At 72.9% G+C, this 26,537-nt stretch carries 21 protein-coding genes; 17 read left to right on the forward strand and 4 right to left on the reverse strand.

Annotated features, from left to right (window positions below; translation table 11 throughout):
* Positions 1-146: 146 nt before the first annotated feature.
* Genes ACBJ32_RS04510 through ACBJ32_RS04540 form a run of 7 tightly spaced genes read left to right on the forward strand, consistent with a single transcriptional unit; the run spans position 147 to position 12,290 of the window.
* A complete protein-coding gene (locus tag ACBJ32_RS04510) occupies positions 147-1,211 on the forward strand; it encodes a DUF1702 family protein (RefSeq protein WP_375125539.1) in 1,065 nt (354 codons plus the stop codon).
* Positions 1,208-3,178, forward strand: a complete 1,971-nt coding sequence (locus ACBJ32_RS04515) for a CRTAC1 family protein (RefSeq protein WP_375125540.1) — start codon at positions 1,208-1,210, stop codon at positions 3,176-3,178. Before ACBJ32_RS04510 ends, ACBJ32_RS04515 begins: the two co-directional genes overlap by 4 nt.
* A gap of 4 nt (positions 3,179-3,182) precedes the next feature.
* Positions 3,183-4,157, forward strand: coding sequence for an enediyne biosynthesis protein (locus tag ACBJ32_RS04520; protein ID WP_375125541.1), 975 nt, complete (start codon positions 3,183-3,185; stop codon positions 4,155-4,157).
* Positions 4,154-9,946: an SDR family NAD(P)-dependent oxidoreductase gene (locus ACBJ32_RS04525; RefSeq protein ID WP_375125542.1), complete on the forward strand. Its 5,793-nt coding sequence runs from the start codon at positions 4,154-4,156 to the stop codon at positions 9,944-9,946. Before ACBJ32_RS04520 ends, ACBJ32_RS04525 begins: the two co-directional genes overlap by 4 nt.
* A 2-nt stretch (positions 9,947-9,948) precedes the next feature.
* Positions 9,949-10,377, forward strand: coding sequence for a thioesterase family protein (locus tag ACBJ32_RS04530; RefSeq protein ID WP_253744904.1), 429 nt, complete (start codon positions 9,949-9,951; stop codon positions 10,375-10,377).
* 21 nt (positions 10,378-10,398) lie between these two features.
* Positions 10,399-10,917, forward strand: a complete 519-nt coding sequence (locus tag ACBJ32_RS04535; protein WP_357878332.1) for a flavin reductase family protein — start codon at positions 10,399-10,401, stop codon at positions 10,915-10,917.
* Positions 10,917-12,290, forward strand: coding sequence for a cytochrome P450 (locus ACBJ32_RS04540; protein WP_375125543.1), 1,374 nt, complete (start codon positions 10,917-10,919; stop codon positions 12,288-12,290). The genes ACBJ32_RS04535 and ACBJ32_RS04540 overlap by 1 nt, the downstream gene beginning before the upstream one ends.
* 72 nt (positions 12,291-12,362) lie before the next feature.
* Here the strand turns inward: ACBJ32_RS04540 and ACBJ32_RS04545 are convergent, their stop codons facing one another.
* Positions 12,363-13,133: a helix-turn-helix domain-containing protein gene (locus ACBJ32_RS04545; protein ID WP_375125544.1), complete on the reverse strand. Its 771-nt coding sequence runs from the start codon at positions 13,131-13,133 to the stop codon at positions 12,363-12,365.
* A 439-nt stretch (positions 13,134-13,572) separates the two neighbouring features.
* On the opposite strand from ACBJ32_RS04545, the gene ACBJ32_RS04550 reads away from it, so the two are divergent.
* From ACBJ32_RS04550 to ACBJ32_RS04570, 5 genes are read left to right on the forward strand one after another with little or no spacing between them, the layout of a single operon-like run.
* On the forward strand, positions 13,573-14,076 hold the full coding sequence (locus ACBJ32_RS04550; RefSeq protein ID WP_375125545.1) for a SigE family RNA polymerase sigma factor: 504 nt from the start codon (positions 13,573-13,575) through the stop codon (positions 14,074-14,076).
* A gap of 9 nt (positions 14,077-14,085) precedes the next feature.
* Positions 14,086-14,658, forward strand: coding sequence for a DUF5987 family protein (locus ACBJ32_RS04555; protein ID WP_375125546.1), 573 nt, complete (start codon positions 14,086-14,088; stop codon positions 14,656-14,658).
* On the forward strand, positions 14,655-16,292 hold the full coding sequence (locus tag ACBJ32_RS04560; protein WP_375125547.1) for a GMC family oxidoreductase N-terminal domain-containing protein: 1,638 nt from the start codon (positions 14,655-14,657) through the stop codon (positions 16,290-16,292). The genes ACBJ32_RS04555 and ACBJ32_RS04560 overlap by 4 nt, the downstream gene beginning before the upstream one ends.
* A gap of 10 nt (positions 16,293-16,302) precedes the next feature.
* Positions 16,303-17,535, forward strand: coding sequence for a carboxymuconolactone decarboxylase family protein (locus ACBJ32_RS04565; RefSeq protein ID WP_375125970.1), 1,233 nt, complete (start codon positions 16,303-16,305; stop codon positions 17,533-17,535).
* Positions 17,532-18,338, forward strand: coding sequence for a TIGR03084 family metal-binding protein (locus tag ACBJ32_RS04570; RefSeq protein ID WP_375125548.1), 807 nt, complete (start codon positions 17,532-17,534; stop codon positions 18,336-18,338). The genes ACBJ32_RS04565 and ACBJ32_RS04570 overlap by 4 nt, the downstream gene beginning before the upstream one ends.
* Before the next feature lie 161 nt (positions 18,339-18,499).
* Here the strand turns inward: ACBJ32_RS04570 and ACBJ32_RS04575 are convergent, their stop codons facing one another.
* Positions 18,500-19,996, reverse strand: a complete 1,497-nt coding sequence (locus tag ACBJ32_RS04575) for a benzoate-CoA ligase family protein (protein ID WP_375125549.1) — start codon at positions 19,994-19,996, stop codon at positions 18,500-18,502.
* Positions 19,997-20,192: 196 nt separating this feature from the next.
* On the opposite strand from ACBJ32_RS04575, the gene ACBJ32_RS04580 reads away from it, so the two are divergent.
* The 5 genes from ACBJ32_RS04580 (at position 20,193) to ACBJ32_RS04600 (ending at position 25,398) form a co-directional block, all read left to right on the forward strand.
* A complete protein-coding gene (locus ACBJ32_RS04580) occupies positions 20,193-21,215 on the forward strand; it encodes a hypothetical protein (RefSeq protein ID WP_375125550.1) in 1,023 nt (340 codons plus the stop codon).
* Between the two features lie 83 nt (positions 21,216-21,298).
* Positions 21,299-22,285 (forward strand): helix-turn-helix transcriptional regulator, encoded by a 987-nt coding sequence (locus tag ACBJ32_RS04585; protein ID WP_357878305.1) that lies wholly within the window; start codon positions 21,299-21,301, stop codon positions 22,283-22,285.
* 87 nt (positions 22,286-22,372) lie between these two features.
* The gene (locus tag ACBJ32_RS04590; protein WP_375125551.1) at positions 22,373-23,983 is read left to right on the forward strand and encodes an acyl-CoA carboxylase subunit beta; all 1,611 of its coding nucleotides are present in this window, start codon (positions 22,373-22,375) and stop codon (positions 23,981-23,983) included.
* A 372-nt stretch (positions 23,984-24,355) separates the two neighbouring features.
* On the forward strand, positions 24,356-24,637 hold the full coding sequence (locus ACBJ32_RS04595) for a hypothetical protein (protein ID WP_253744891.1): 282 nt from the start codon (positions 24,356-24,358) through the stop codon (positions 24,635-24,637).
* Positions 24,638-24,645: 8 nt separating this feature from the next.
* Positions 24,646-25,398 carry a 4'-phosphopantetheinyl transferase family protein gene (locus tag ACBJ32_RS04600; protein ID WP_375125552.1) on the forward strand — a complete coding sequence of 251 codons (753 nt, stop codon included), beginning with the start codon at positions 24,646-24,648 and terminating at the stop codon, positions 25,396-25,398.
* Between the two features lie 78 nt (positions 25,399-25,476).
* On the opposite strand, the gene ACBJ32_RS04605 is transcribed toward ACBJ32_RS04600, so the two are convergent.
* Together ACBJ32_RS04605 and ACBJ32_RS04610 are read right to left on the reverse strand one after the other, a co-directional pair.
* Positions 25,477-25,965, reverse strand: a complete 489-nt coding sequence (locus tag ACBJ32_RS04605; protein WP_375125553.1) for a hypothetical protein — start codon at positions 25,963-25,965, stop codon at positions 25,477-25,479.
* A 19-nt stretch (positions 25,966-25,984) separates the two neighbouring features.
* The gene (locus ACBJ32_RS04610) at positions 25,985-26,527 is read right to left on the reverse strand and encodes a hypothetical protein (protein ID WP_375125554.1); all 543 of its coding nucleotides are present in this window, start codon (positions 26,525-26,527) and stop codon (positions 25,985-25,987) included.
* Positions 26,528-26,537 lie beyond the last annotated feature (10 nt).

Below are 26,537 nucleotides of genomic sequence, written 5' to 3' on the forward strand. Positions count from 1 at the left end.
TCGGTGCGTGGCTCGACGCTGCGCGGAAACGCCCTCTGAGCTGAGCAAATCCGGAGTTGTCCGACTGTTGGACCGGATGGGCTAATTAGTAAGAGTTTATCTGACCACAAGGTTGGAGGGCGATTTTGGCCAGTGTGTTGCGGTCATTGAGGCAGAAAATTCTGACGCCCAACATCCGGGAGACCACGCTCGAAAGGCGCGGTTTCCCGGTCAAGGACGCGGCGGCCAAAGAATTGCTGGAGACCGTCGGCGAGAGCTTTCTCGCCGGCTACGCCCACGCCGTGGGGGCGGGCAGCCTCGCCGAGGCCGAGCAGCGACTCGAGCAGGTGCCGGCGAGGTTCAAGGGCTTCGCCTACGAGGGCGCGGGCATGGGCCTGGCCGTCCTGGACTGCCTGGCCTTCTCCGACCTGCGCAGGACCCGGCAGTTCCTGAGCGGCGCGGGCGACAGGCACAACTACATGATCTACGTCGGGATCGGGTGGGCCATGGCGCGGCTGCCCCGCTTCCTGTGGCCGTCGAGCCGGCGGCTCGACCCGCTGCTGCTGTGGCTCGTGCACGACGGCTACGGCTTCCACCAGGCCTACTTCCACACCCGGCGGTACGTGTACGAGCAGTACCAGGAGCCGCGCTTCTCCTGGCCGCCCGGGTACGAGAGCTACGCCGCCCGCGCCATCGACCAGGGCATCGGACGTGCGCTGTGGTTCGTCGGCGGCACGGACGTGGACAGGGTCACCTCCCTGATCGAGGGCTTCCCCCGGGAGCGCAGGGCCGACCTGTACAGCGGGACCGGCCTGGCGGCCACCTACGCCGGCGGCGCCGGCGAGTCCGAGCTGCGCGAGCTGCGCCGGCGGGCGGGCGAGCACGCTCCCCAGCTCGCCCAGGGCAGCGCGTTCGCCGCCGAGGCCAGGATCCGCGCCGGCCTGCTGTCCCCGCACAACGAGCTGGCCGCGCACGTGCTGTGCGGGACGAGCGCGCTGCGGGCGGCCACGCTCTGCCGCGAGACCCGGCCCGCCGCGCCGGAACCGGCCGCCGTGCGGGAGCCCGCCGCCGTGCGGGAGCCCGCCGCCGTGCGGGAGCCCGGCGTCGCGCCGGAGCCCGCCGCCGTGCGAGAGGCCGGCGTCGCGCCGGCGCCCGGCGCCCTGCCCGCGTACGAGACCTGGCGCGCGCGCATCGCCGACAGTCTTCACTCCTTTGGAGGTGTTACCCCGTGACAGTGGTGGCCGCATGGCTGCGCAAGCAGCTCGCGGGCGTCATCGCCCTGGTCCTGATGATCGCCGTGTTCCTCGTGGGCCGCCCGACCTTCGCGTCGCAGGCGGACCGGGAGCAACTGGCCGGCGCGTACGGCTTCGCGCCCATGAGCATCGCGATGCCGGGCGGGGCTCCCCAGCAGACGATCCGCAAGGTGAACAAGGCCTACAAGCACATCGACGCGTGGATCTCCTCGGTCGGCGCGGCGATCGCGATGAACGACCTCGACGGCAACGGCCGCGACGACGACCTCGTCATCGTCGACACCCGTACCGACCAGGTGGTCGTCACCCCGGCCCCCGGCCAGGGAACCGCCCGGTACCAGCCGTTCGAGCTCGCCTACGGCTCCCTGCCGATGAACGAGGCCATGGCCCCCATGGGCGCCGTCCCCGCCGACTACAACCAGGACGGCAGGACGGACCTGCTGGTGTACTGGTGGGGCCGCACGCCGACGCTGCACCTGCAGCGCTCGACCGCGACCACGCTCGGCGCGGACGCCTTCCACGCCACCGAGCTCGTGCCCGCGTCCCCGGGCGGCGGCGCCTACCGCGGCGAGCTGTGGAACAGCAACGTGGCCACGGTCGCCGACTTCGACGGCGACGGCAGGCCCGACATCTTCGTCGGCAACTACTTCCCCGACGGCAGCCCCGTGCTCGACAGCGGCAAGGACGGCGGCGTGGAGATGAACGACTCGCTGTCCAACGCGGTCAACGGCGGCAGGAACTACTTCTTCCGCTGGACGGCGGGCACGTCAGGCGACCGGCCCACCGCGAGCTTCACCACCCTCGGCGACGTGCTGCCCAAGGACCTGTCCACGGGCTGGGAGCTCGGCGCGACCTCCGTCGACCTGGACGGCGACACGCTGCCCGAGCTGATGCTGAACAACGACTTCGGCCACGACCACCTGCTCTACAACACCTCCAAGCCCGGCACGATCTCCTTCTCCCGGGTCGAGGCCGTGCGCGGCCCCGGCGTGCCCAAGTCCAAGGTCCTCGGCGACGACTCCTTCAAGGGCATGGGCTCCGACGCCGGCGACTTCAACCACGACGGCATCTTCGACTTCTTCGTCAGCAACATCACCACGCCGTACGGCATCCAGGAGAGCAACTTCCAGTTCATCTCCACGGCGAAGAGCAAGGACGACCTGCGGGCCCAGCTCAAGAGCGGCGCGGCCCCCTGGCAGGACCTCAGCGCCGAGCTGCGTACCGCCTGGTCGGGCTGGGGCTGGGACCCCAAGATCGAGGACTTCGACAACGACGGCGAGCTCGAGATCGTCCAGGCGACCGGCTTCGTCAAGGGCGACGTCAACCGCTGGCCGCCCCTGCAGGAGCTGGCGGCCGCCAACGACCAGATCACCAGCAACCCGAAGTCGTGGCCCAACGTCACCGAGGGCGGCGACATCGCGGGCAGCCAGCACCTGGCGTTCTTCGCGCCCGACGGGAAGGGGCGCTACGCCGACCTGTCGCAGGAGCTCGGGCTGGCCGTGCCGGTGCCCACCCGCGGCATCGCGACCGGTGACGCCAACGGCGACGGCCTGATCGACTTCGCCGTGGCGCGGCAGTTCGACGCGCCGATCTTCTACCAGAACACCAGCACCTCCAAGGGCGCCTTCCTCGGGCTGCGGCTCACCCACGAGGACCCTGCCGCCGGATCTGCCGCCGGATCTGCCGCCGGCTCCCCGGCGATCGGCGCGCAGGCCACCGTCACCACCCAGGACGGGCGCACCCTCGTCGGCCGCGTGGACGGCGGCAGCGGCCACTCCGGCAAGCGCGCGCACGCCATCCACCTCGGCCTGGGCCAGAACGTGACAGGGCCGCTGCAGGTGCGCCTGACCTGGCGCGACCGCACCGGCCAGCCGCGCAGCCAGGACCTCCAGCTCACCCCCGGCTGGCACGCCGTCCAGCTCGGCACGTCCGCGAAGGAGAAGTGACGACATGGCAGACAAGGCGGTCACCAAGAAGCCGGGTCACGATCCGAAGGTCATCACCGCGCTGCGCAGGTTCGCCATCTCCATCACGGTGTTCAACGTCCTCGGCTACACCTGGTTCGGCTTCGAGCAGCCGTGGACCTGGCCGTTCGTGGCGCTGGCCACGGGCTACACCGTCGAGATCGTGCTGGAGATCATCGGCGCCCGGGCCGAGGGCAGGGCGCCGCGCTTCCTCGGCAACGGCGCGCGCGGCCTCATGGAGTTCCTCCTGCCCGCGCACATCACCTCGATCGCCCTCAACATGCTGACCTACGTCAACGACCAGGTGCTGGTCATGATGTTCGGCGTCACCGTGGCCGTCGGGGCCAAGTGGGTGCTCAGGGCGCCGGTCCGCGGCCGGCTGCGGCACTTCATGAACCCCTCCAACCTCGGCATCGCGGTGATCCTGCTCGTCTTCCCCTGGGCCAGCATCGCGCCGCCGTACCACTTCACCGAGAACGTCTACAACCCGATCGACTGGATCATCCCGGCGATCATCATCGTCGGCGGCACCATGCTCAACGGCAAGCTGACCAACCGCATGTGGCTGATCGGCGCCTGGGTGGGCGGCTTCGCGCTGCAGGCGATCGTGCGCGGGCTGCTCATCGACGACATCTCGATCCTGGGCGGCCTGTCCATGATGACGGGGGTCGCGTTCATCCTCTTCACCAACTACATGATCACCGACCCGGGCACCACGCCGTCCAGGCCGCTGTCCCAGGTGGCCTTCGGCGGCGGCGTCGCCCTCGTGTACGGCCTGCTGATGGGCATGAACATCCCTTACGGGATCTTCTTCGCCACCGCGGCCGTCTGCCTGATCCGCGGCGGCTTCCTCTGGGCGCTGCACATCGTGGACCAGTCCAGGGCGCTGGACGCCGCCAGGGTGACCGCGGCCGCCGAGCAGGCGGTCGCCGCCACAGGGAGAGAGGTCGCGAAGGCATGACGAAGATCGCGATAGTCGGCATGGCCTGCCGCTACCCCGACGCGGCCTCCCCGCGCGAGCTGTGGGAGAACGCCGTCGCCGGGCGCCGGGCCTTCCGCCGGCTGCCCGACACGCGCATGCGGCTGGAGGACTACTGGAACCCCGATCCCGCCGCGCCCGACACCTTCTACGCCAGGACGGCCGCGGTCATCGAGGGGTACACCTTCGACAGGCTGGCGCACCGGATCGCGGGCAGCACGTACCGCTCCACCGACCTGACCCACTGGCTCGCGCTGGACATGGCCGGCCGCGCCCTGGCCGACGCCGGCTTCCCCGAGGGCAGCGGGCTGCCGCGGGCGCGGACGGGCGTCGTCATGGGCAACACGCTGACCGGCGAGTTCACCCGCGCCAACGTCATGCGGCTGCGCTGGCCGTACGTCAGGCGCACGCTCGCCGCCGCGCTCAAGGAGCAGGGCTGGGACGACGACCGGCTGGCCACGTTCCTGGCCGGCTACGAGGAGGTCTACAAGGACCCGTTCCCGCCCGTGGACGAGGACACGCTCGCCGGCGGGCTGGCCAACACCATCGCCGGGCGCATCTGCAACCACTACGACCTGCACGGCGGCGGCTACATCGTGGACGGCGCCTGCTCCTCCTCGCTGCTGTCGGTCGTCACCTCGGCCAAGGCGCTCAGCGACGGCGAGCTCGACGTGGCCGTCGCCGGCGGCGTCGACCTGTCCATCGACCCGTTCGAGGTGATCGGCTTCGCCAAGACCGGCGCGCTGGCCAAGGGCGAGTTCCGGCTCTACGACCGGCACTCCAACGGGTTCTGGCCCGGCGAGGGCTGCGGCATCGTGGTGCTGATGCGCGAGGCCGACGCGCTGGCGGCCGGGCACCGGATCTACGCCACGGTCGCCGGATGGGGCATCTCCTCCGACGGCAAGGGCGGCATGACGCGCCCCGAGGTCAAGGGGTACCGGCTGGCCCTGGAGCGCGCGTACGAGCGGGCCGGGTTCGGCATCGAGACCGTGTCCCTGTTCGAGGGGCACGGCACGGGGACGGCCATCGGCGACGCGACCGAGCTGACCGCGCTGTCGCAGTCCAGGGCCGCCGCCGACCCGGCGGCGCCGCCGGCCGCCGTCGGCTCGATCAAGGGCATGATCGGCCACGCCAAGGCGGCTGCGGGGGTGGCCGGCCTCATCAAGGCCGCCATGGCCGTGCACGAGCAGGTGCTGCCGCCGACCATCGGCTGCGTCGACCCGCACCCCGTGCTCGCCGAGGAGCCCGCCGCGCTGCGGGTGCTGCGCCAGGCCGAGCCGTGGCCCGACGGCCGCCCGCTGCGCGCCGGCGTCACCGCCATGGGGTTCGGCGGCATCAACACCCACGTCGTGCTGGAGGCCGAGGCGCCCAGGCGGCGGATGTCCAGCAGGACCAGGGCGCTTGCCACCGCCCAGCAGGACGCGGAGCTCTTCCTCTTCGACGCCGCCTCCTGGGAGGAGCTGCGCGGCCACGTGGCCGAGGCCGCCGCGTTCGTGCCCGCCGTGTCCTACGCCCAGCTCGGCGACCTGGCCGAGACGCTGCGCGGCAGGCTGCGCGGCCTGCCGTACCGGGCGGCGGCGGTCGTCGCCTCGCCCGAGGACGCCGAGCGGCAGCTCGGGCGGGTGCTGACGGCGCTCGACTCCGGCGAGAGCGAGCTGTTCACGCCGGACGGCAAGGCGTGGCTGCGCCGCGCCGCGGCCAGGCCCCGCGTGGGCTTCCTCTTCCCCGGCCAGGGCTCGGGACGCGGGACGGGCGGCGGCGCGCTGCGCAGGCGCCTGCCGTGCGTGGACGAGCTCTACCGGACGGCCGCCCTGCCCGCCACCGGCGACATGGTCGCCACCTCGGTCGCCCAGCCGCGCATCGCCACCGGCTCCATGGCCGGCGTCCGCGCGCTGTCCGCGCTCGGCATCGAGGCGGAGGTCGGCGTCGGGCACAGCCTGGGCGAGCTGTCGGCCCTGTGCTGGGCCGGCGCGATGGACGAGGGCGCGCTGCTGCGCGTGGCCGGCAAGCGCGGCAAGGCCATGGAGCGGCACAGCGACTCCGGCACGATGGCCGGGCTGCGCGCCGGCCCCGAGGCCGCGCGCCGGCTGATCGGCGACCTGCCCGTGGTGATCGCCGGATACAACTCGCCCGGCCAGACCGTCGTGGCCGGGCCCGTCGACGCGGTCGAGCGGGTCGGGCAGGCCGCCACGCGCGAGGGCCTCACCTGGACCAAGCTCAACGTCTCGCACGCCTTCCACTCGCCGCTGGTGGCGCCCGCCGCGCAGGCGCTGGAGAAGGCCCTGGAGGGCGAGCGGTTCACGCCGCCGGCCCGCCGGGTGGTCTCCACGGTCACCGGCGCCGAGCTGAACGGCGACACCGACGTCACCGCGCTGCTGCTGCGCCAGATCACCGCGCCCGTGCTGTTCGCCCAGGCCGTACGGGTCGCCGCCGCCGGGCTCGACCTGCTCGTCGAGGTGGGGCCTGGACGGGTGCTCAGCGGGCTGGCCGGGGAGCTCACCGACGTGCCCGCGGTCGCGCTGGACACCGATGGCGAGTCGCTGACGGGGCTGCTCGGCGTGGTCGCCGCCGCCCACGTGAGCGGCGTGCCCGTCGCGCACGAGGAGCTGTTCCACGGCCGCCTCGTCCACCCCCTGGAGATCGGGACGGAGTTCTCGTTCTTCGCCAGCCCCGCGGAGTCCGCGCCGAAAACCGTCGTCAAGGCGGTCGCCCGACCCGTCACCAAGGAGCAGCCCGCGCAGCGGAGCGCGGAGCGGACCGGCGAGTCCACCACGGACCTGCTGCGCCGCCTGGCCGCCGAGCGCGTGGAGCTCCCGCTGGAGATGGTCACCGCGGACAGCAAGCCGCTGGACGGCCTGCACCTCAGCTCGGTCACCGTCATGCACATCCTCGACCAGGCCACCCAGCACCTCGGCATGCCCGCCGTGCACCTGCCCAACGTGGCCACCGCCACCCTGGGCGAGCTCGGCCAGGCGCTGGACCGGCTCGCGGCCGAGCCGCGCGACCAGCGGGCCCGCGGCGTCGCCGCCGCGGCCACGTGGGTGCGGCCGTTCACGGTCGACCTGGACGAGCTGCCGGCGCCCAAGCGGGTGGCCAAGGAGCAGCAGGGCCGGTGGGAGGTGTTCGCGCCCGCGGGCTCCGCGCTCGCGCAGCCGCTGCGGGAGGCGCTCGAACAGGAGAAGGTCGGTTCAGGTGTGCTGGTGTGCCTACCGCCGCACTGCGCGATGGAGGACCTGGAGCAGGCACTGCTCGGCGCCAAGGCCGCGCTCGCGGCGGGCCCCGGCACCCGGTTCGTCCTGGTCCAGCACGGCAGGGGCGCCGCCGGGCTGGCCAAGACGCTCCACCTGGAGGCCGCCGGGCTGCGCACCACCGTCGTGCACGTACCGCAGGCACCCGAGATGATCGGGAAGGTGGTCGCCGAGGTGGCCGCCACCTCGGACTTCTCCGAGGTCTGCTACGACGCCGACGGCGTGCGGCGCGTCCCCACCCTGCGCGCGATGCCGGCCCGCCAGGAGCGCGAGGAGCACCCGCTCTCACCGGACGACGTGCTGCTCGTGACCGGCGGCGGCAAGGGCATCACCGCCGAGTGCGCGATCGCCATGGCAGGCGGTGCGGCAGACGGTGCGGCAGGCAGCGCGGCAGGCGGTCGGGCGGGTGGCGCCAAGCTGGCCCTGCTCGGCCGCTCCGACCCGGCCCAGGACGAGGAGCTGGCCGCGAACCTGCGCCGCATGGCCGAGTGCGGCCTGACCGTCCACTACGCCAGAGCCGACGCCGCCGACCCCGGCCAGGTGCGGCGGGCCGTCGAGGAGGCCGAGCGGGTGCTCGGCCCGGTGACCGCGATCCTGCACGGCGCCGGCTACAACGCCCCCGCCGGCATCGCCGGCCTCGGCCTGGACGACTTCGCCCGCACGTTCGCCCCCAAGGTGGACGGCCTGCGCAACGTGCTCGCCGCGGTGGACCCCGGCCGGCTGCGCCTGCTGGTCACGCTGGGCAGCATCATCGGCAGGGCGGGCCTGCAGGGCGAGGCGCACTACGCCACGGCCAACGAGTGGCTGGCCGAGCTCACCGCCGAGGCCGGGGCGGCCAACCCGGCCTGCAGGAGCCTGTGCCTGGAATGGTCGGTGTGGTCCGACGTCGGCATGGGCGAGCGGCTGTCGGTCGTGGACCGGCTCACCGAGCAGGGCATCACGCCCATCCCGGTCGAGCAGGGCGTGGAGATCATGCGCAGGCTCGTCACCGACCCCGCCACCGAGGGCGTCGTGGTGATCAGCGGGCGCACCGAGGGCGTCGCCACCGTCAGGCGCGACGAACCCGAGCTGCCGCTGCTGCGCTTCGTCGGCACGCCGCTGATCCGCTACCACGGGGTGGAGCTGGTCAGCGAGGTCGAGCTGAACGCCGGCACCGACCTCTACCTGGCCGACCACCTGCTCGACGGCAACCTCCTGTTCCCCGCCGTGATCGGCATGGAGGCCATGAGCCAGGTGGCGTGCGCCGCCACCGGCCGCCAGGAGGCGCCCGTCATCGAACGGGCCGCCTTCACCCGGCCGATCATCGTGCCGCCCGAGGGGAGCACCACGCTCAGGATCGCCGCCGCCGCCACCGGCGACGACACGGTCGCCGTCACGATCCGCAGCGCGGAGACCGGGTTCGAGGTGGACCACTTCAGCGCCGTGCTCCGCTTCGACGCCGGGCCCTGCCCCGAGGGGCCGCCCGGCCAGATCCCGGACGGGCTGCCGCCGGTGGCGCTCGAACCCGACGCCGACCTGTACGGCCAGGTGCTCTTCCAGGGCAGCCGCTTCCAGCGGCTGCGCCGCTACCACCGGGCCGCGGCCCGCCACGTGGACGCCGACCTCGCGGTGGAGCGGGACGGCTCGTGGTTCGCCGGGTACCTGCCGGGCGAGCTGCTGCTCGGCGACCCCGGCATGCGGGACGCGCTGATGCACGGCAACCAGGTCTGCGTGCCCGACGCCACGCTGCTGCCGACCGCCATCGACCGGGTACGTCCCGGCGGCCGCGCGCTGGACGACCTGGACGAGGTGCGGTACTGCGCCGCCGAGCGGAGCAGGGACGGCGACACCTACGTCTACGACATCGCGGTGCGCACCAAGACCGGCGAGCTCGTCGAGCGCTGGGAGGGGCTGCGCCTGCAGGCCGTACGCAAGCAGGACGGCCGCGGGCCGTGGACGGCGCCGCTGCTCGGCCCGTACGTCGAGCGGCGGCTCGGTGACCTGGTCGGCGCGAGCGTCGCGGTCGTCGCGGAACCCGGCGACGAGCTGACCGACCTCGCCCGGCAGCGCCTGCACGCCGCACCCGCCGGCACCACCGAGGCCGCCGGCGGATCGGATGGCAGCGCGCTCGCCGGCACGCCGCATGGCACCAGCGCGCTCGCCCACGTGCCGGGCCTGACGCTCTGCGTCGCCGCCGCGCAGCCGGTGGCCTGCGCCATCACGCCGGTCGGCGCCGGAGCGCAGGAGCTCGCGCACGCGGAGCCGGAGGCCGCGGCGCACGCGGAGCTGGCCGAGCGGATCGCCGCGCAGGCGGGGGAGAGCGGCGACGTCGCCGCCGCCCGCGTCCGCGCCGCGGTGGCCTGCCTGCGCGGCGCCGAGCTCACCGCGGCCCAGCCCGACGGGCCGCCGGAACTGCACGCGGACGCCGGCGACGGCTGGGTCGTGCTGGCCGCGGCGGGCACGCGCATCGCGACCCTGGCGACCACCGTACGGGGCCTGAACGACCCCGTCGTGGTCGCCGTTCTCACCGAAGGGCGGTCCTGACGATGGAGAAGTACTTCGAATATCGCCACACGGTGGGTTTCGAGGAGACCAACCTCGTGGGCAACGTCTACTACGTCAACTACCTGCGCTGGCAGGGCAGGTGCAGGGAGATCTTCCTGAAGGAGTGCGCGCCCGAGGTGCTCGCCGACCTCCAGGACGACCTCAAGCTGTTCACCCTCAAGGTCGACTGCGAGTTCTTCGCGGAGATCACGGCCTTCGACGAGCTGTCCATCAGGATGCGCCTGATCGAGCTCGCCCAGACCCAGCTCGAGTTCGGCTTCGACTACGTGCGTGTCGGCCCCGGCGACGGCGAGCTGCTCGTCGCGCGTGGCCGGCAGCGGGTCGCCTGCATGCGGGGGCCGAACACCAGGACCGTCCCGGCCAGGGTCCCGCCCGCCCTGGTCGGCGCGCTCGAACCGTACGCAGCCTAGACGCCGATCCAGGAGGTCAGCGTGCACGTCTCCTCATCAACCGCACTGACGGACACCGCGGCGCTGCGTCACGCGTTCGGCGCCTTCGCCACCGGCGTCACCGTGGTGACGACGGGCGGTCCGGTCCCTCATGCCATGACGGCCAACTCCTTCACCTCGGTCTCGCTCGACCCGCCGCTGCTGCTGGTCTGCGTCGCCAAATCGGCCTCGATGCACCGCTTCCTCGGCGCCAGCTCCTTCTTCGGCGTCTCGGTGCTGGCCGCCCACCAGGAAGACGAGGCCAGGCACTTCGCCAACCGCTACCGCGAGACGGGCGCGGCCCAGTTCGCCGCGGTGGACGTGGTGCCGGGCGAGCTCACGGACGTCCCGCTCATCGCGGACGCCGCCGTGTGCTTCGAGTGCGACCTGTGGCGCGCCTACGACGGCGGCGACCACACGATCTTCCTGGGCAAGGTGCTGTCGATGCGGCAGCGCCCCGGCAGTGACGGGCTGCTGGTGTACCGGGGCAGGTTCGCCTCGCTCGAAGAGGTCGCGGCGTGATGGTCGCCCAACTCCCGCAGGCGGCGCGGGCACGCGTGCGTGCCGCGCCGCCAGGCCCGCCGCTGTGGGCGGGCCCCGCCCTGTTCAGGCAGCTCGTCTCGGACCGGCTCGGGATGTTGTCCGGCGCCGTGTCCCGGTACGGCGACGCCGTGAAGCTCACCATCGGCCCCAAGAGCCTCTACCTGTTCAACCACCCCGACCACGCCAAGCACGTGCTGGCCGACAACAACGCCGGCTACCGCAAGGGCCTCGGCCTGGCCGAGGCCAGGCGGGTCCTCGGCGACGGCCTGCTGACCAGCCACGGCCAGGTGTGGCGCGACCAGCGCAAGTCGATCCAGCCGCTCTTCCAGAACAAGCGGCTGGCCGGGCAGGACACGGTCATCGCCGAGGAGACGGGCAGGCTCGTGGCGCGGCTGCGGGCCCGGGCCGGAGCCGGGCCGGTGGACGTGGCGCACGAGATGACCGCGCTCACGCTCGGCGTGCTCGGCAGGACGCTGCTGGAGGCCGACCTCGGCGCGTACGAGTCCATCGGGCACGCCTTCGAGGGCGTCCAGGACCAGGCGATGTTCGAGATGGTCACGCTCGGCGCGGTGCCGCTGTGGCTGCCGCTCCCGCTCCACCTGCGCTTCCGCCGCTCACGCCGCGAGCTGCACAGGATCGCCGACGCCCTGATCGCCCACCGGATCGAGCATCCGACCGGCGGGGACGACCTGCTGTCCCGCCTGATCGCCTCCGCGGACCCGGACCCCGAGGCGCCGCCCGCCCGCGACCGCCTGCGCGCCGAGCTGATCACGATCCTGCTGGCCGGGCACGAGACCACGGCCAGCACGCTGTCGTGGGCCTTCCACCTGATCGACCGCCATCCGGGCGTGCGCGAGCGGTTGCGCGAGGAGGCCGTCTCCGTGCTCGGTGACCGGCCGCCGGCCGTCGGCGACCTGCCCAGGCTCACCTACACCACGATGGTGCTGGAGGAGGTCATGCGGCTCTACCCGCCGGTGTGGGCGCTGACCCGCGTGGCGGTGACGGGCGACGAGGTGAACGGGTACCGGGTGCCCGCCGGGGCCGACGTGCTGATCAGCCCGTACACGCTGCACCGGCATCCGGGCTGCTGGCGGGAGCCCGAGCGGTTCGACCCCGAGCGGTTCGCGCCGGAGGCGCGGTCGGACCGGCCCAGGTACGCCTACATCCCGTTCGGCGCCGGGCCGCGGTTCTGCGTCGGGAGTCACCTGGGGATGATGGAGGCCGTCTTCGTCCTGGCCTCGGTGGCGCGCGAGCTGCGGCTGACCGGCCTGCCCGGGCGGCCCGCGGTGCCCGAGGCGATGTTGTCGCTGCGGGTGCGCGGCGGGCTGCCGATGACCGTCGGGATCCTCTGAGAACGGGTGCTGAAAAGGGCCGCGGGCGGTGATCTCCTCACCGCCCGCGGCCCCGCGCGTCAGCGATCGCCTTCACCCGCCGCCCTCCTGGTTCCACGCGGACAGCACGTCGCGCAGCGCGAGCAGGTGGGGCGGGTCGAAGCTGCTCATGGGCCGGAGCGTGATGTCGGCCCGGTGGGTGTCGCCGTGCTCGCCGACCGCGATCGGCCCGCGGCGCGCCACGCACAGCGAGCCCTCGGCGCCGGGCGGCAGGTTGACGGCGTCGTCGCAGCCCTCGGCCACCGACTGCGCCAGCAGGTACCAGTGGCCCGCCGGCACGTCGTCCATGACGAAGGGGCCGGGACGGCTGAGCACGGTGTAGCTGGCCGGCTTGCCCTCCAGGAGCTGCCCCACGAACATCCCCGCGAAGACGGGCCTGTCGGGCAGCGGCGAGGTGACCGTGCCGTGGACGGTGGCGGTGCCGCCGCCGCCGCGCGACCGGCTCGCCCCGCCCACCAGGCTTCTCCCCGAGACGCCCAGGACCTGGCGGTACCGGCTGGGTGACAGGCCGACGCTCCGCGTGAACCGGCTGCTGAACGTGCCGACGCTGGAGTAGCCGACCTGGTGGCTGATGTAGGCGATGTTCAGCGAGGTCGAGGCGAGCAGCCGCTTGGCCTCCCGCAGCCGCACCGCCGACAGGAACCGGCCGGGCGACAGCCCCGTGACCCGCTGGAAGACCCGCGAGAAGTGGAACTTGCTGAACATCGCGGTGTGCGCCATGTCGTCGATGGTGATCTGCTCACCGAAGTTCTGCTGGATGTCCTCGATCACTCGCATGACCGCTCGTTCAATGACGTCGTCCATGTGGCCTCCCGCTTCCGGATCGGCCGGTGAGGCGTGTTTTCCGGAAACGCGTCGATAAATGCCTTTCGGAGGTACACGCGCTGAGCCCGCGGCAATGCTGCATGGTTCGCGAAATTATTTCGGGGAAATCGCTGGGTCATTGCCCGGTATCTCGCGGTGGTTTTTCCTTGCAAAACCTTGTTGATTGTTGTCAACTTGGCGGAGAAGGCCGGAGTGCGTGGGAGGGCCGCGGTGGCGGCCCGGCAAGGTGCCCATCATCCGAGCGTATGAGCGCCCTCTGCGGGAAGACGCGGCCACGGCGTGAAATTAGGGGTCGAGCGGTCGCAATTAGGGGTGCCCACCCGAATAAGGGCGCGAGGCGCGCGGATAGGGGTTGTGCCGCACAGTACGCCGATCGATTCTCTGGATATCACCGACGGGAAAAACCGGGGGAGCGATTATGGCTGAAGGGCGGGGCGAACAAGAATTCACGCGCTTCGTCCAGCAGACCAGGCCCATGCTGAGGCGCATCGCCTTCGCGCTGTCCGACGACTGGCACGAGGCGGACGACCTGGTCCAGCGGACACTCATGACGATCTTCCTGCGCTGGCGGGAGCTCGACCGGCGGGACAGGATGGCGCCCTACGCGCGCCGCGTCATGACGCGGCTGCTCATCAGCGACCGCAGGTCGTCGCGGTGGACCAGGGAGGTCCTGTTCGGCGTGCCGCCGGAGGCCGGCGCCGCCCACGACCCGTACATCCCCGTGAGCCAGCGCATGGTGCTGAGGGACGCGCTGGCCAGGCTCGGCCCCCGGCAGCGCGCCACGATCTTCCTCCGCTTCTGGGAGGACCGCAGCGTGGAGGAGACCGCGCAGGTCCTGGGCAACGAGTCATCCACGGTACGCAGCCAGACCGTCCGCGCGCTGAACACCCTGAGGGACGCGCTGGACGCCTCATCCACCTAAGGAAGGCCCATGAGCGCACAGCTCCCCGCGGACCACGAGACGAGGGTCGTCACCACGCTCGAGGCGTTCGCCGACACGATCATCCCCGGCGCCAAGCGTTCCGGCCAGGACAGGGCGGTGGCCGGCGCCAGCCCCACCGGCGGCGCGGTGGCCGCGGGCGCGATGGAGCTGATCCGCTGGGACGCCACCGGCATCAGCCAGAGCCTCGACGACTACGCCCGCGCGCTGAACGACCACGCCCGCGAGCACGCCGGGCAGCACGGGCTCGACCTCGACGGGGACGTCCCGCCGTTCGTGGCGCTCAGCTTCGAGCAGCGCACCGACCTGGTCCGCGTCCTCACCGCGCCCGGCCACCCCGACAAGTCGCTGTGGGTGCTGCTGTCCCTGTTCTGCTACATGGCCTACGACTCGGCGGCGCACACCAGCACCGCCGACGCGCTCGCCGCCGGGCATCCCGGCCTGACCTCCATGCGCCTGGCCCGGCCGGGCGCCGACGGCCTGTGGCGCTTCTCCTCCTGGTCGTACGGCAGGCAGCTCGCCGACCTGCACCCCCGCACCACCGACACAGGGAGTCCCGAATGAACAGCGTCGAGCGCACCGACGTGCTCGTGGTCGGCACCGGCTTCGGCGGCGCGATCATCGCCTACCACCTGGCCGCGGGCGGCGCCCGCGTGGTCATGCTGGAGCGCGGCCCGTGGCTGACCGCCGACGAGTACGACCACGACTTCAAGCTCGGCTCGTCCTACACGCGCATCTTCGACTTCACGGTCGGCGACGGGATGAGCGTGCTCGGCGGCAACTGCGTGGGCGGCGGCAGCGTCGTCTACTTCGCCGCGATGCCGAGGGCGCCGCGCTTCGTGTTCGAGCGGCGCGGCAGCGTCAACCGGCGCATGTGGCCGTCGTCCATCGACCGGGACACGCTCGACCCCTGGTACGACCGCGTGGCGGAGTCGATCGCGATCACCCGGCAGGGCTGGGAGGACGTGTCGTACTCCGGCGGGCTCTGGGCCGCCGCCTGCCGCCACGCCGGCCGCACCGCCAACCCCGTGCCCGCCGCCGTGGACACCGCCGCCTGCACCAACTGCAACTGGATGATGGCCGGCTGCCGCTTCGACGCCAAGCAGTCGCTGCTGCTGAACTACCTGCCGGCCGCGCTCGCGCACGGGGCGCGGATCAGGCCGCTGCACGAGGTGCAGAGCATCGCCAAGAGCCCCGACGGCGGCTACCGCGTGCACTACCAGCTCGTCGACGCCGAGGACTACCGGATCACGGCCGGCGAGGGCAGCATCGACGCCAAGGTGGTCGTGCTGGCGGCGGGCGCCGCGGCCACGCCGGTCATCCTGCAGCGCAGCGCCGCCGCGCTCGGCCCGATGCCGCACGCCGTGGGCCGCTACTTCTCCGGCAACGGCGAGCGGCTCAACACTGCGGTGCTGAACGAGGAGCGGGTCCGCGAGGTGCTCGGGCTGGAGCTCGACCCGGCGGCGTTCCAGATCGGCAAGGGCCCCACGGTGGCCAACTGGGACCGGCTGGACGGCTCGCTGCCCGAGTACACCCGCTTCTCGCTGGAGCAGCTCTACTTCCCGCCGGGGCTCGGCACGATCCTCGCGATGCCCGGCGGCCCGGACCCGCGCTGGTTCGGCCTCGGCAAGAAGGAGATGCTGAGCCACTGGCAGAAGTGGCTGATCATCTTCCAGATGATCGAGGACGACAACGAGGGCGTGTTCGGCCCGCCGCCGGCGCGCGGCAACGCCGACAGGCTCTCGCAGCAGATGCTCGGCCTCGGCACGCTCAGCTACAAGCCGACGCTCAACACGCAGGCCGCGTGGGCGATGGCCGACGCCGAGTGCAAGGACATCCTGGAGCGCGACGGCCTGGCCACCGTGACGCCGTGGACGAACGACCTGGTCGGCGCGTACACGGTGCACCCGCTGGCCTCCTGCCGCATCGGCGACGACCCGCGCACCTCCGCCCTCGACGACCGGCACGAGCTGCGCGGCCACCCGGGGATCTTCGTCACCGACGGTTCCGCCGTGCCGGCCGCGCTGACGGTGAACCCGGCCATGACCATCTCCGCGCTCGCCGAGCGCGCGGTGCCCGCGATCGTCCGCGCGGCCCGGGAACGCGGGGTCGAGGTCGCGTACGGCGCGCCCGCACCCGACGGCTCCACCAGCGGCCGTCGTGGCACCGCGCCGCTGGTGCCCGCCCTGGGAGGGTGACGTGGGCAGGATGCTCGCCCTGGTGACGGCGCGCGGCGTGCTCGCTCAGGTGCGCCACGTGTCCCCCGTGCCGCCGCGCGCGGCACGCGGCCTGGTGGCGCGGGTGTACGCGCAGCTCGTACGGGACTTCGGCATGGCCGCCCCGCCGGTGCTGCTGCATTCACCCGCGCCCGAGGCGCTGGCGGCGTGCTGGATGATGCTGCGCGAGTCCCTGCTGTGCGGGGACGCGGCGGCGCGGGTCGTCAAGGAGGTCGTGGCGAGCGAGGTGTCGGCCGCCAACGCCTGCCCGTACTGCGTGGACGTGCACCACGCCACGCTGCGCGGCCTGCGGGGACACGACGACCCCCGGCTCGCGGCGGTGGCGGCGTGGGCCCGGGCCACGGGCGAGCGGCGATCGGTGGCGGGGCAGCCGCCGGCGTCGCGGGCCGGCCCGCTCGCTGCGGGGCAGCCGCCGTCCTGCGAGCCCGTCGCGGTGGGGCAGCGGCTGCCGGCGTTGCAGCCACGGCTGCTCGCGGAGAGGGAGTGGCCGCCACCGGGGGCCGGGCTCACGGCGGTGGGAGAGCGGTCAGCGGCGCTGGAGGCCGAGCTCATCGCGGTGGCGGTCACCTTCCACTACCTCAACAGGATGGTGACGGTGTTCCTCGGGGACTCGCCGCTGCCTCCGGAGGTGCCCCGCCGCGCGCGCGGGCCCGCCCTGCGGGCCTTCGGCCGGCTCATGCGCCCGGCCGCGCGCAGGACGGTGCCGGCCGGCGCGTCGCTGCCGCTGCTGCCCGCCGCCCCCCTGCCGCCGGACCTGGCGTGGGCGGGCAGCGGCCCGCTGGCCGACGCGTTCGCCAGGGCGTCGGCCGCCATCGAGGCGTGCGGGCTGCGCTCGGTGCCCGGCCCGGTACGCGACCTGGTGACGGAACGGCTGACGGCCTGGACGGGCGGCCCGCCCCCGGCACCTCCCGGCCGCGCCCGGGCTCAGGAGGCGGGGCCGCCGAGCCGGGCCTGGGTCACCGAGGCGACGGCTGCCCTGCCGGACGGCCTGCGCCCGGCCGCGACGCTGGCCCTGCTGACCGCGCTGGCCCCGTACCAGGTGGACGACGGCGTCGTCGAGGCCTGCCGGAGGGCCGGCCAGGACGACCGCTCGCTCATCGAGCTCACCGCGTGGGCGAGCCTGTCAGCCGCGCGCCGCGTCGGCGGCCGGCTGCCCGCGCCTTCTCCAGTCAACGGTTCATCGGTGGAAAGGACAAACCCGTGAGCGAACTCCACGCCGTGCTCGGCGACCTGGCCTCGGACGGCGACCAGCTCGACAGCCTGGTGGCGGGCCTCGAACCCGCCCAGTGGCAGCTACCCACGCCCGCTCCAGGGTGGACGATCGCCGACCAGATCGCGCACCTGACGTTCGTGTTCCGGCTGGCGGCCACGGCGGCCACGGACGCCGAGGCGTTCCAGGCCATGACCAAGGACGCGCAGCACAACTTCGACGGCGCGGTGAACGCCGCGCTCAAGGCCTTCGCCGACGACACGCCCGGCACCCTGCTGGCCAAGTGGCGCGCGCAGCGCGCGGCCGCGGTCACCGGGCTGGGCGCGGTGCCGCCGGACCTGACCGTGCCGTGGCTGGTCAACCCGCTCCCGCCGATCGTGCTCGCCTGCGCGGGCATCATGGAGCAGTTCGCGCACGGGCAGGACATCGCCGACGCGCTCGGCGTGTCGCTCCGGCGCGGCGCCAGCCTCCAGCACCTGGTGGTGTTCGCCGTGCTCACCAAGGACTTCGGCTACCTGTCGCGCGGCCTGACCCCGCCGGCCACCGAGTTCCGCTTCGAGATCACCGGTCCCGCCGGCGAGCTGTGGGCCTACGGGCCGGAGGACGCGGACCAGCGTGTCAGCGGGCTCGCCGAGGACTTCTGCCTGCTGGTGACCAGGCGCAGGCACCGCGCCGACGTCGCGGTCTCCGCGGTGGGCGAGGAGGCCGACCGGTGGCTGGACATCGCCCAGGCCTACCGCGGTCCCGCGGGCGCCGGGCGCCGTCCCGGCCAGTTCCCGCGCCGGAACGCGGCCTGAGAGCGTTCCCCTTCCGGCACGTCACCGCGTCCGCCCGCCGTACTCCGGTTGGGGTTCCTCGGACAAGAGGGCGGGGGAGAGGGCGCGGCAAGCCGCAGGGCGGCGGGTCCGGACCTGCGTGGTGCGGTCGGGGCCTGCGGCGGGTGCGGGGAGGTTGCGGGTCAGGCGGCGAGGGCGCGGCGGTCGACCTTGCCGTTGGCCGTCTGCGGCAGGCTGGGGACGAGGGTGATCTCCCTGGGGAACTTGTGCGGCGCCAGCCTGCCCCGCACGTACGCCTTCAGCTCCTCCGCGGAGACCGGCGAGGTGGCGACCACGTAGGCACGCGGCCTGCTCAGGCCGCCTGCCTGCTCGCCGACCACCACGCACTCGCGCACCGCGTGATGCGTCAGCAGGCAGTTCTCGATCTCCGCCGGCGCGATCCACACCCCGCCCACCTTCAGCATGTCGTCGGCCCTGCCGTGGAAGCGGTAGAACCCGTCGGCGTCCCTGCTGACCAGGTCGCCGGACAGGACGGTGCGCTCGCCCACGAACGTGCGCGCCGACTTGACCGGCTCCTGCCAGTACTCCGCCGCCACCGTGTCACCGGTGATCTCCAACCGGCCGACCTGCCCGTCGCCGACCTCAGCGCCGTGCTCGTCCACCACCCTGGCGCGGTAACCGGGCACCAGCTCGCCCAGCGTGCCGGGACGCACCCGCCCCGGCCGGTTCGACAGGTAGATGTGGTACGCCTCCGACGAGCCGATCCCGTCGACCACCTCGACGCCGAAGGTGTCGAGCCAGCGCCGGTGCAGCTCGGGAGGCAGCGGCTCGCCCGCGGACGTGCACAGCCGCAGGCAGCTCAGGTCCTGCCCGGCGGCATCGGGGTGGGCGAGCATCGCGCTCATCATGGTGGGGACGTTCACGAGGATCGTCGGGCGGTGCTCGGCGATCAGCTCGAAGATGGTCTCGGCCCTGCTCCGCTCGGGGAAGACCACGCCCGCCGCGCCGGCGCCGAAGGGGAACAGCGCGGCCAGGTCCCGGGCGTAGCCGAAGAACAGCTTCGGCACCGGCAGCACGACGTCGTCCTCCCGGATGCCGAGCACGCCGCGCGCGTACCACTCGAAGCTGCGGTGCGGGCTGCGCGCCGGCAGCACGCAGGCGCGCGGCGCTCCCGTGCTGCCGGTGGTGAACTTCCAGATCGCCGGGTCCTCCGGCGCCACGCGCACGGGGTCGAGCCTGTCGGACTGGGCGCCGACGAGCGTGTCGAAGTGGTGCTCGCCGGCGCGCAGCCCGCCACGCGGGTATCCCGTCACCAGCAGGTCGCTCGCGCCCGCGGCGCGCAGGTTGTCCAGGACGGCGGGGTCGGCCAGGATGACCTTGGGCTTGGTGTAGTCGACGAAGTAGCGGTAGTCCTTGGGCCGCAGGTAGGTGTAGACCTCGGCGGTGATCGCGCCGATCTGCTGCGCGCCGTACCAGGTGGCGACGAACTCCGGGCCGTCGCCGGCCGCGATGAGGACGCGGTCGCCGCGGCGCACCCCGAGCGCGCGCAGCGCGTTGCCGGCCTGGCCGGCCAGGGCCCGCAGCTCCCCGTAGCTGATCGGCCCGGCACGGGTGATGAGCGCGGTGGCGTCCGCCCGGCCTCCGCCGAGGAACCGCGTGGTGATGTTGAAGGATTCCATGCCTCCACGGTGCACGCGGGCGCCCGCGCAACGACAGCGGCGGACCGGGCAGCAAGCTGGGCGTGGCTGGCAGGTTGCTGTCAGCGGCCGGGCTTCTCTGCGATTGCTCGATGCGGGGCGGCACGTTGACTGCCGTGGCGGGCGCCACCTGTACTGAAGGCACGCAGGCATCCCTTTTCCCGGCTGAGGAGTGGCAATGGCGTCCATGTCCGCAGGCTCGTGGTCGACCGCCGGCGTGGGCGAGGTGGTCGACTGCCTGGGCGGCGCCGTTCACCTGGCCTACGCGGAGGCGGCCGGCGAGGGCACCGGTGAGGTGGCGGTGATCGTGGCCGGCTTCTCCGGGCACGAGACGCGCACCCGGGCCCGCGCGCGGGCCAGGGCCGAGGCGGTGCGCGCGCTGCGCGAGCTGGCCGAGCGGCCGGACCGGGGCACGCGGGCACGCTCCGGCAAGGAGCTGCGGCTGGACGACTTCGTCGACGGCCCGCCCGAGGGCACGGGCGTCATGGTGCCGGGCGTGGGCCTGCTGAGCGGCAACCGCTACCTGCTGCCCGCCGAGGTGGTGTGGCTGGAGCGGCAGGAGTGCCGGGTCGAGCCGGCCACGAGCGGGGTGGTGGACCACGGCGTGGCCGAGGCGATCGCCGAGATCTTCGCCCACGACGTGGTCGCACGGTGGTGGGCCGACCCGCGCCGGCCGCTGCTGCGGGTCTCGGAGCAGCTCGACCGGCTGCTGCCACCAGGGGTGATGGCGGCGGCCACCGGGCTGGGGCTGCGGGTGTCGGCGTTCGTGCTGTCGGCGCAGGACGCCAGCGTCGCCCTGGTGACCGTCGGCGGGGACGCGGGCGCCCTGGCCGTCGCCGCCGACCGTACGGTGAAGTCGGCGGTGAGCGAGGCGTTCCTGGCGGCCATGGCGTCCAGGGCGCAGCCGTGGCACACGCTCCCCCTGCCCGACTCGATGCGGCGCTTCGCGGTGTGGCACCGCGAGGGGGACTACGCCGCGTACCTGGAGAGCATGGCCGTCGAGGCCGACACGTCGCTGGTGCACGAGCTCGGCGGGCTGCGCCCGGCGAGCTGGCCGGAGATCGCGGGCCACCGGTTCGGCCACGAGCCCGTCGCGGTGGAGCCGGAGCCGGCCGGGCAGGTGGTCAAGGTGGTGTGCCCCGGCGCGGCCTGCTACCGAGCCACCCGGTCGGCGACCGTGCTGCCCTGCCCGATTCCCTGACACCGCACGCTGCGAGGGGACGCGGCGCGTCCCCGGCTCCGATGATGGAGTCAGGAGCTCCATGTGCAGGCAGGAGGCGCGCGATGGATCTCTCGGTCATCGGCATCACCCCGCAGGCGGAACAGGTCTACCGCTTCTTCCTCAAGCACAAGGGCGAGGGCGTCGGCTCCGTGCCCGAGGCGCTCGGCATGGACCCCGACACGGTCGAGGAGGCCGTGGACCTGCTCGGCAGGCTGTCCATGCTCGATCTCACCGACCGCTACCGCGTCACCGCCACCGATCCGCGCGTCGCCATCGAGCGCCTGGTGGAGCAGCGCCTGGAGGAGCTGAACGCGGAGATCCGGCGGGTGTTCAGCGCCCGCGACGCCATCTCCTCCTTCCAGGAGGACAAGCGGGAGGGCGACAAGGTCGCCTCGATCCTCGACATCGAGCGGGTCGAGGACGGGGCACGCGTCCGCCAGCGCCTCGACGACCTGGCGTTCTTCTGCTACAAGGAGACGCTCTGCCTGCACCCCGGCGGCCCGTTCACCGAAGTGATGATCGAGTCCGCGCTGCCGCTCGACCAGCGGTCGCTGCGCCGCGGCCTGGCGCTCAAGCAGATCTTCCACCCCAAGGCGGTCGAGGACCCGCGCATGCTCTCCTACCTGCGAGAGCTGGTCAACCTCGGCGCCGAGATCCGCGTCACCGACCAGCACATGGACCGCATGCTGATGTACGACCGCAGCGTGGCCGTCGTGCCCATCGACCCCTCGCACCACTCCGCCGGAGCGCTCCTGGTGCGCGAGCCGGGGCTGATCTCGCAGCTCTGCATCTACTTCGAGGGCCTGTGGAAGGGCGCCGTGGACCTGCGCCACCACCTCGACCCGCCCGAGGAGGAGCCGGCGCTGTCCCAGATGGAGCAGCGGATCCTCACCGTGATGGCGACGGCCGACAAGGACGAGATCGCCGCCCGCGAGCTCGACATCTCCGTACGCACCTACCGCCGCTACGTCGCCGACCTCATGGCCAGGCTCGGCGCGAACAACCGCTTCCAGGCGGCGCTGCGGGCCAAGGAGGAGAACTGGATCTGACGGCGCGGTCCGGCACACGAAGAGGTGACACCAGGCGCGCTCCGATCTTTCACTGAAGGAATCGGAGACGCCTGTTAGGAGAAGACGATGAGCATCTCTGAGCTGGACATCACCGCAGAAGAACTCGAACGGGCCGTACGGCCGGCGCCCCCCTCGATGGACCGGCTCCGCGACGACCTGGGCAGGCTGCGCCAGGACATCGCCGACGGCGACCACCGGGGAGTGCAGCGGCAGCGCGCCCTGGGCAAGCGCACCGCGCGCGAGCGGCTGGACCTCCTGCTGGACGAGGGCTCGTTCGTCGAGCTCGACATGATGCGCAGGCACCGCGCGCAAGGGCTCGGCATGGAGCGGCAGCGGCCGCACACCGACGGGGTCGTCACCGGCTCGGGCACGATCGACGGCCGCCGCGTGTTCGTCTACGCGCAGGACTTCACCATCTACGGCGGCTCGCTCGGCGAGGCGCACGCCCTGAAGATCCAGAAGGTGATGGAGCTGGCGCTGTCCACGGGCGCGCCGTTCATCGGGCTGAACGACAGCGGCGGCGCCAGGATCCAGGAAGGCGTCATGTCGCTGAACGGCTACGGCGGCATCTTCCAGCGCTACGTGCAGGCGTCCGGCGTGATCCCGCAGATCAGCGTGGTGCTCGGCCCGTGCGCCGGCGGCGCGGCCTACTCCACGGCGCTGGCCGACTTCACCTTCATGGCCGGCGACACCGCGCAGCTCTACCTGACCGGGCCCGACGTGGTCGAGGCGGTCACGGGCGAGCGGGTGACGCACGCCGAGCTCGGCGGCGCCCAGGTGCACGGCAGCCGCTCGGGCGTGGCCACGTTCGTCCACGACGACGAGGAGGAGTGCCTGGCCTCGGTGCGTGACCTGCTGTCGATGCTGCCGAGCAACAACCTGGGCAGGCCGCCCGCGGCGCCGCCCTGCGGCGCGACCACCGACCTGCGCCCCAGGCTTGCCGAGATCGTCCCCGCTGAGCAGAACCAGTTGTACGACATGCGTGAGGTGCTGGCGGAGCTGGTGGACGACGGGGAGTTCCTGGAGACGCACCGGAACTGGGCGGGCAACGTGATCTGCGCCTTGGCCAGGATCGACGGTGAGGTGGTCGGCGTGGTGGCCAACCAGCCGACCGTGCTGGCCGGCGTGCTTGACGCGAAGGCCGCCCAGAAGGCGGCGCGCTTTGTGAGATTCTGTGATGCCTTCTCCATCCCGCTGGTGACGCTCGTGGACGTGCCCGGCTTCCTGCCCGGCAAGGACCAGGAGTACGAGGGCGTCATCAGGCACGGCGCCAAGCTGCTGTACGCCTACTGCGAGGCGACGGTGCCGCGCATCTCGGTCATCGTCAGGAAGGCGTACGGCGGCGCCTACATCGTCATGGACTCCCGCTCCATCGGCACCGACCTGTCGCTGGCCTGGCCGACCAACGAGGTGGCCGTGATGGGCGCCGAGGGCGCCGTCAACATCATCCACCGCAGGCAGCTCGCCGCGGCCGCCGACCCCGTCACCGAGCGCGCCGAGCTCCTCGAACGCTACAAGCGCGAGCTCATCCACCCGACCTACACCGCCGAGCGCGGGCTCGTCGACGACGTGATCGACCCCGTGGAGACCAGGGCCGTGATCGCCCGCGGCCTGGCCATGCTCCGCGACAAGCGCAAGCACAGCGCGCCGCGCAAGCACGGCAACGTCCCGCTCTGACCACCCCGTCCTTCCCCCGGCCCCGCCCACCGGCGGGGCTGACGAGCCGCGCTCCAGCCCGGCCCCGGCGTGCCCGAGGCCGGGCTTTTCGCGTGCTCGCCGGCCTCCCCTGACCGGCTGCCCAAGCCCTCATGAGGGCCCCTCCTCACAGCCCTCTCAGAGCCTGCCTGAGGACCCCTCATGAGGGCCGCTCCTGACGGGCCGCTCCGGGCCTCCTGACAGCATGCGGTGCCCGGCATGCAGCTTCCTGCCTCCCCTACGCCTCGATCGGCCGCCTCCGCGACCGCACAGTAGAGCTGTGAAGACATGGCTCAGAGCAGGGAGGCACGACATGAAGCGCACTTTCCTCCGCAGACGGAGGTGCATGCCGCCATGGTGATCCAGTTGACGATGCGCCAGGCGCACGGCCTGCCGCTGCCGGCCTCGCCGGTGGACGGCATCCGCATCATGGCGCTGTTGCCCGCCGGATGGCACAAGGACCTCGCACAGGCCACCGGTGCCATCGTCATCCGCGTACGCCCCGACGAGCCGCTCACGAGCGCGCAGGTGGGCGAGCGGGTGCGGGAGATCCTCGCCAGCCCGGAAGTGGACCGGTGGGAACTGGTGGGCTGCCACCGCCTTGTCACGCGTAACGCCAGGGAGGACGACAGATGATTGCTTCGGTGCTGACACAGGGACAGTGCCAGATCTGGTGGGCGGGTCCGGACGACCGGACCGAGGAGAGCATGGCCGTGGTGCTGAGCGAGCGCGAGCTGGGCAGGGCGGCCAGGTTCCGCCGCGCGGCCGACCGCCGCCGTTTCGTCACGGGAGCGTGGCTGCTGCGGACGGCGAGCGCCGCCCAGCTCGGCACCAGCCCGCAGGAGGTGGCGGTCGACCGTTCATGCCCGGACTGCGACCGCTATCACGGCAAGCCGGAGCTCAAGGGCGACGGCGCCCACCTGCACGTGTCGATCTCGCACTCCGGTGACAGGGTCGTGGTGGCGCTGACGGAGGAGGGCCCGCTGGGCGTGGACGTGGAGGCCGTTCCGGCCGAGCCCGTGGACGACCTGGCGCGCTGCGCGCTCACGGCGTGGGAGCAGGCCCAGCTCGAGTCGCTGCCGCGGCACGAGCGCTACGAGGCCTTCGTCAGGCTCTGGGTGCGCAAGGAGGCGGCGCTCAAGGCGACCGGGCACGGCCTGCGGGTCTCGCCCAAGGACGTGGAGGTCAGCGGCCCCTTCGCCGAGCCGGCGCTGCTGAGCTGGCCGCTCGACATCCCGCCCGCGCACGTGCGCTTCCGCTCGCTGCATCCCGGCGAGGGGTACGTCGCCACGGTGGCGGTCATCACCGAGGAGAGCGCCATCACCGTCGCCGAGAGGCGGGCGCTGCCGGGGCGGACGACGCGCGTGGCGGACGACGCCCTGCTCGTGGCGGCTTGAAGGCGCGGGGCCCCGCCATCTCCGGCTGTCACGGACCGTGTGGCAGCCGGAGGGCGGGGCCCTGCTGTGTCCCGCCTGTCACGAACGCGTGGCAGGCGGCACCGGGTCGGGGGCGGGGGCAGGGGTGCGGCGGGGCCGCCTGCCGTACAGGGACCACAGGATGGCCGCCGCGGCGGCCAGCAGCAGCGCGCGGAACATCCACTCGCCGGAGCCGCCGGGCCCGTACACGCGGGCGGGCGCGCCCACGTCGACGGCGGGGACGGGCAGGCCGGCCCGGTGCGTGGTGCGGTCGCTGCCGTACAGCTCGACGCCGCGCAGCAGGACCGTCCCGTCGTGGGAGCCGAAGTCGCCGGTCCACACGCACGACTCGTGACCGGGGTGCTGGACGCAGCTCAGCGCGCGCGGCACGAAAAGGCCCGGCTCGCCGTCCGCGAACGCGGCGCGCAGGACCGTGCCGGCGTTCTGCGCCCCCAGGAAGACCAGCAGGCCCGCGAAGAGCGTGAGGGTCACGGTGAGGGCGGACGGGCGCGCGCGCCTGGTCGTCACCGGCGTCGTCGGCGTCGTCATCGGCGTCGTCATCGGCTCGTCACCAGCTCGGCGCCACCGCGCACGTGCACCGCATGCCGGCGCCCTCGGACACGCGGGGACGCCGGTGCAGGAGCACCGCCACCACCATGGGGGCGAACACCAGCGCGTTGTAGAACAGGTGCAGCTCCATGCGCGGCACGAGGAGCTGGATGAGGCTCGTCGGCGCGGGACGGCCCAGCAGGTTCGCGCCCGCCAGCGCCTGGACGAGCAGGAGCAGATGCTCCAGGTGGTGCCAGACCTGGATGCCGAGCGAGACGTTCCACCACGTGCGGGACCTGCCGACGAACCCGCCCCGCAGCAGGACCAGGCCGATCAGCATGAGCAACGCGTAGCCGTAGTGCATCCACTCGGAGGAGACGAGCCACGGGAACGGCACGCCCAGCAGGCCACGCGCCTCCTTCAGCGGCCAGCCCAGCGCGTACACCTGGACGGCCTGCGCGATGTGCTCGCCCCAGTGGGCGACCACGACGACCATGAACGCTCCGAGCGCGGCCTTGTGATGCCGCGCGTTGAGACCGGCGGGCACCGCTTCAGTGCGCATGCGCGTACCT

It is taken from the genome of Nonomuraea sp. GTA35 (assembly GCF_041950525.1).
Lineage (GTDB): Bacteria > Actinomycetota > Actinomycetes > Streptosporangiales > Streptosporangiaceae > Nonomuraea.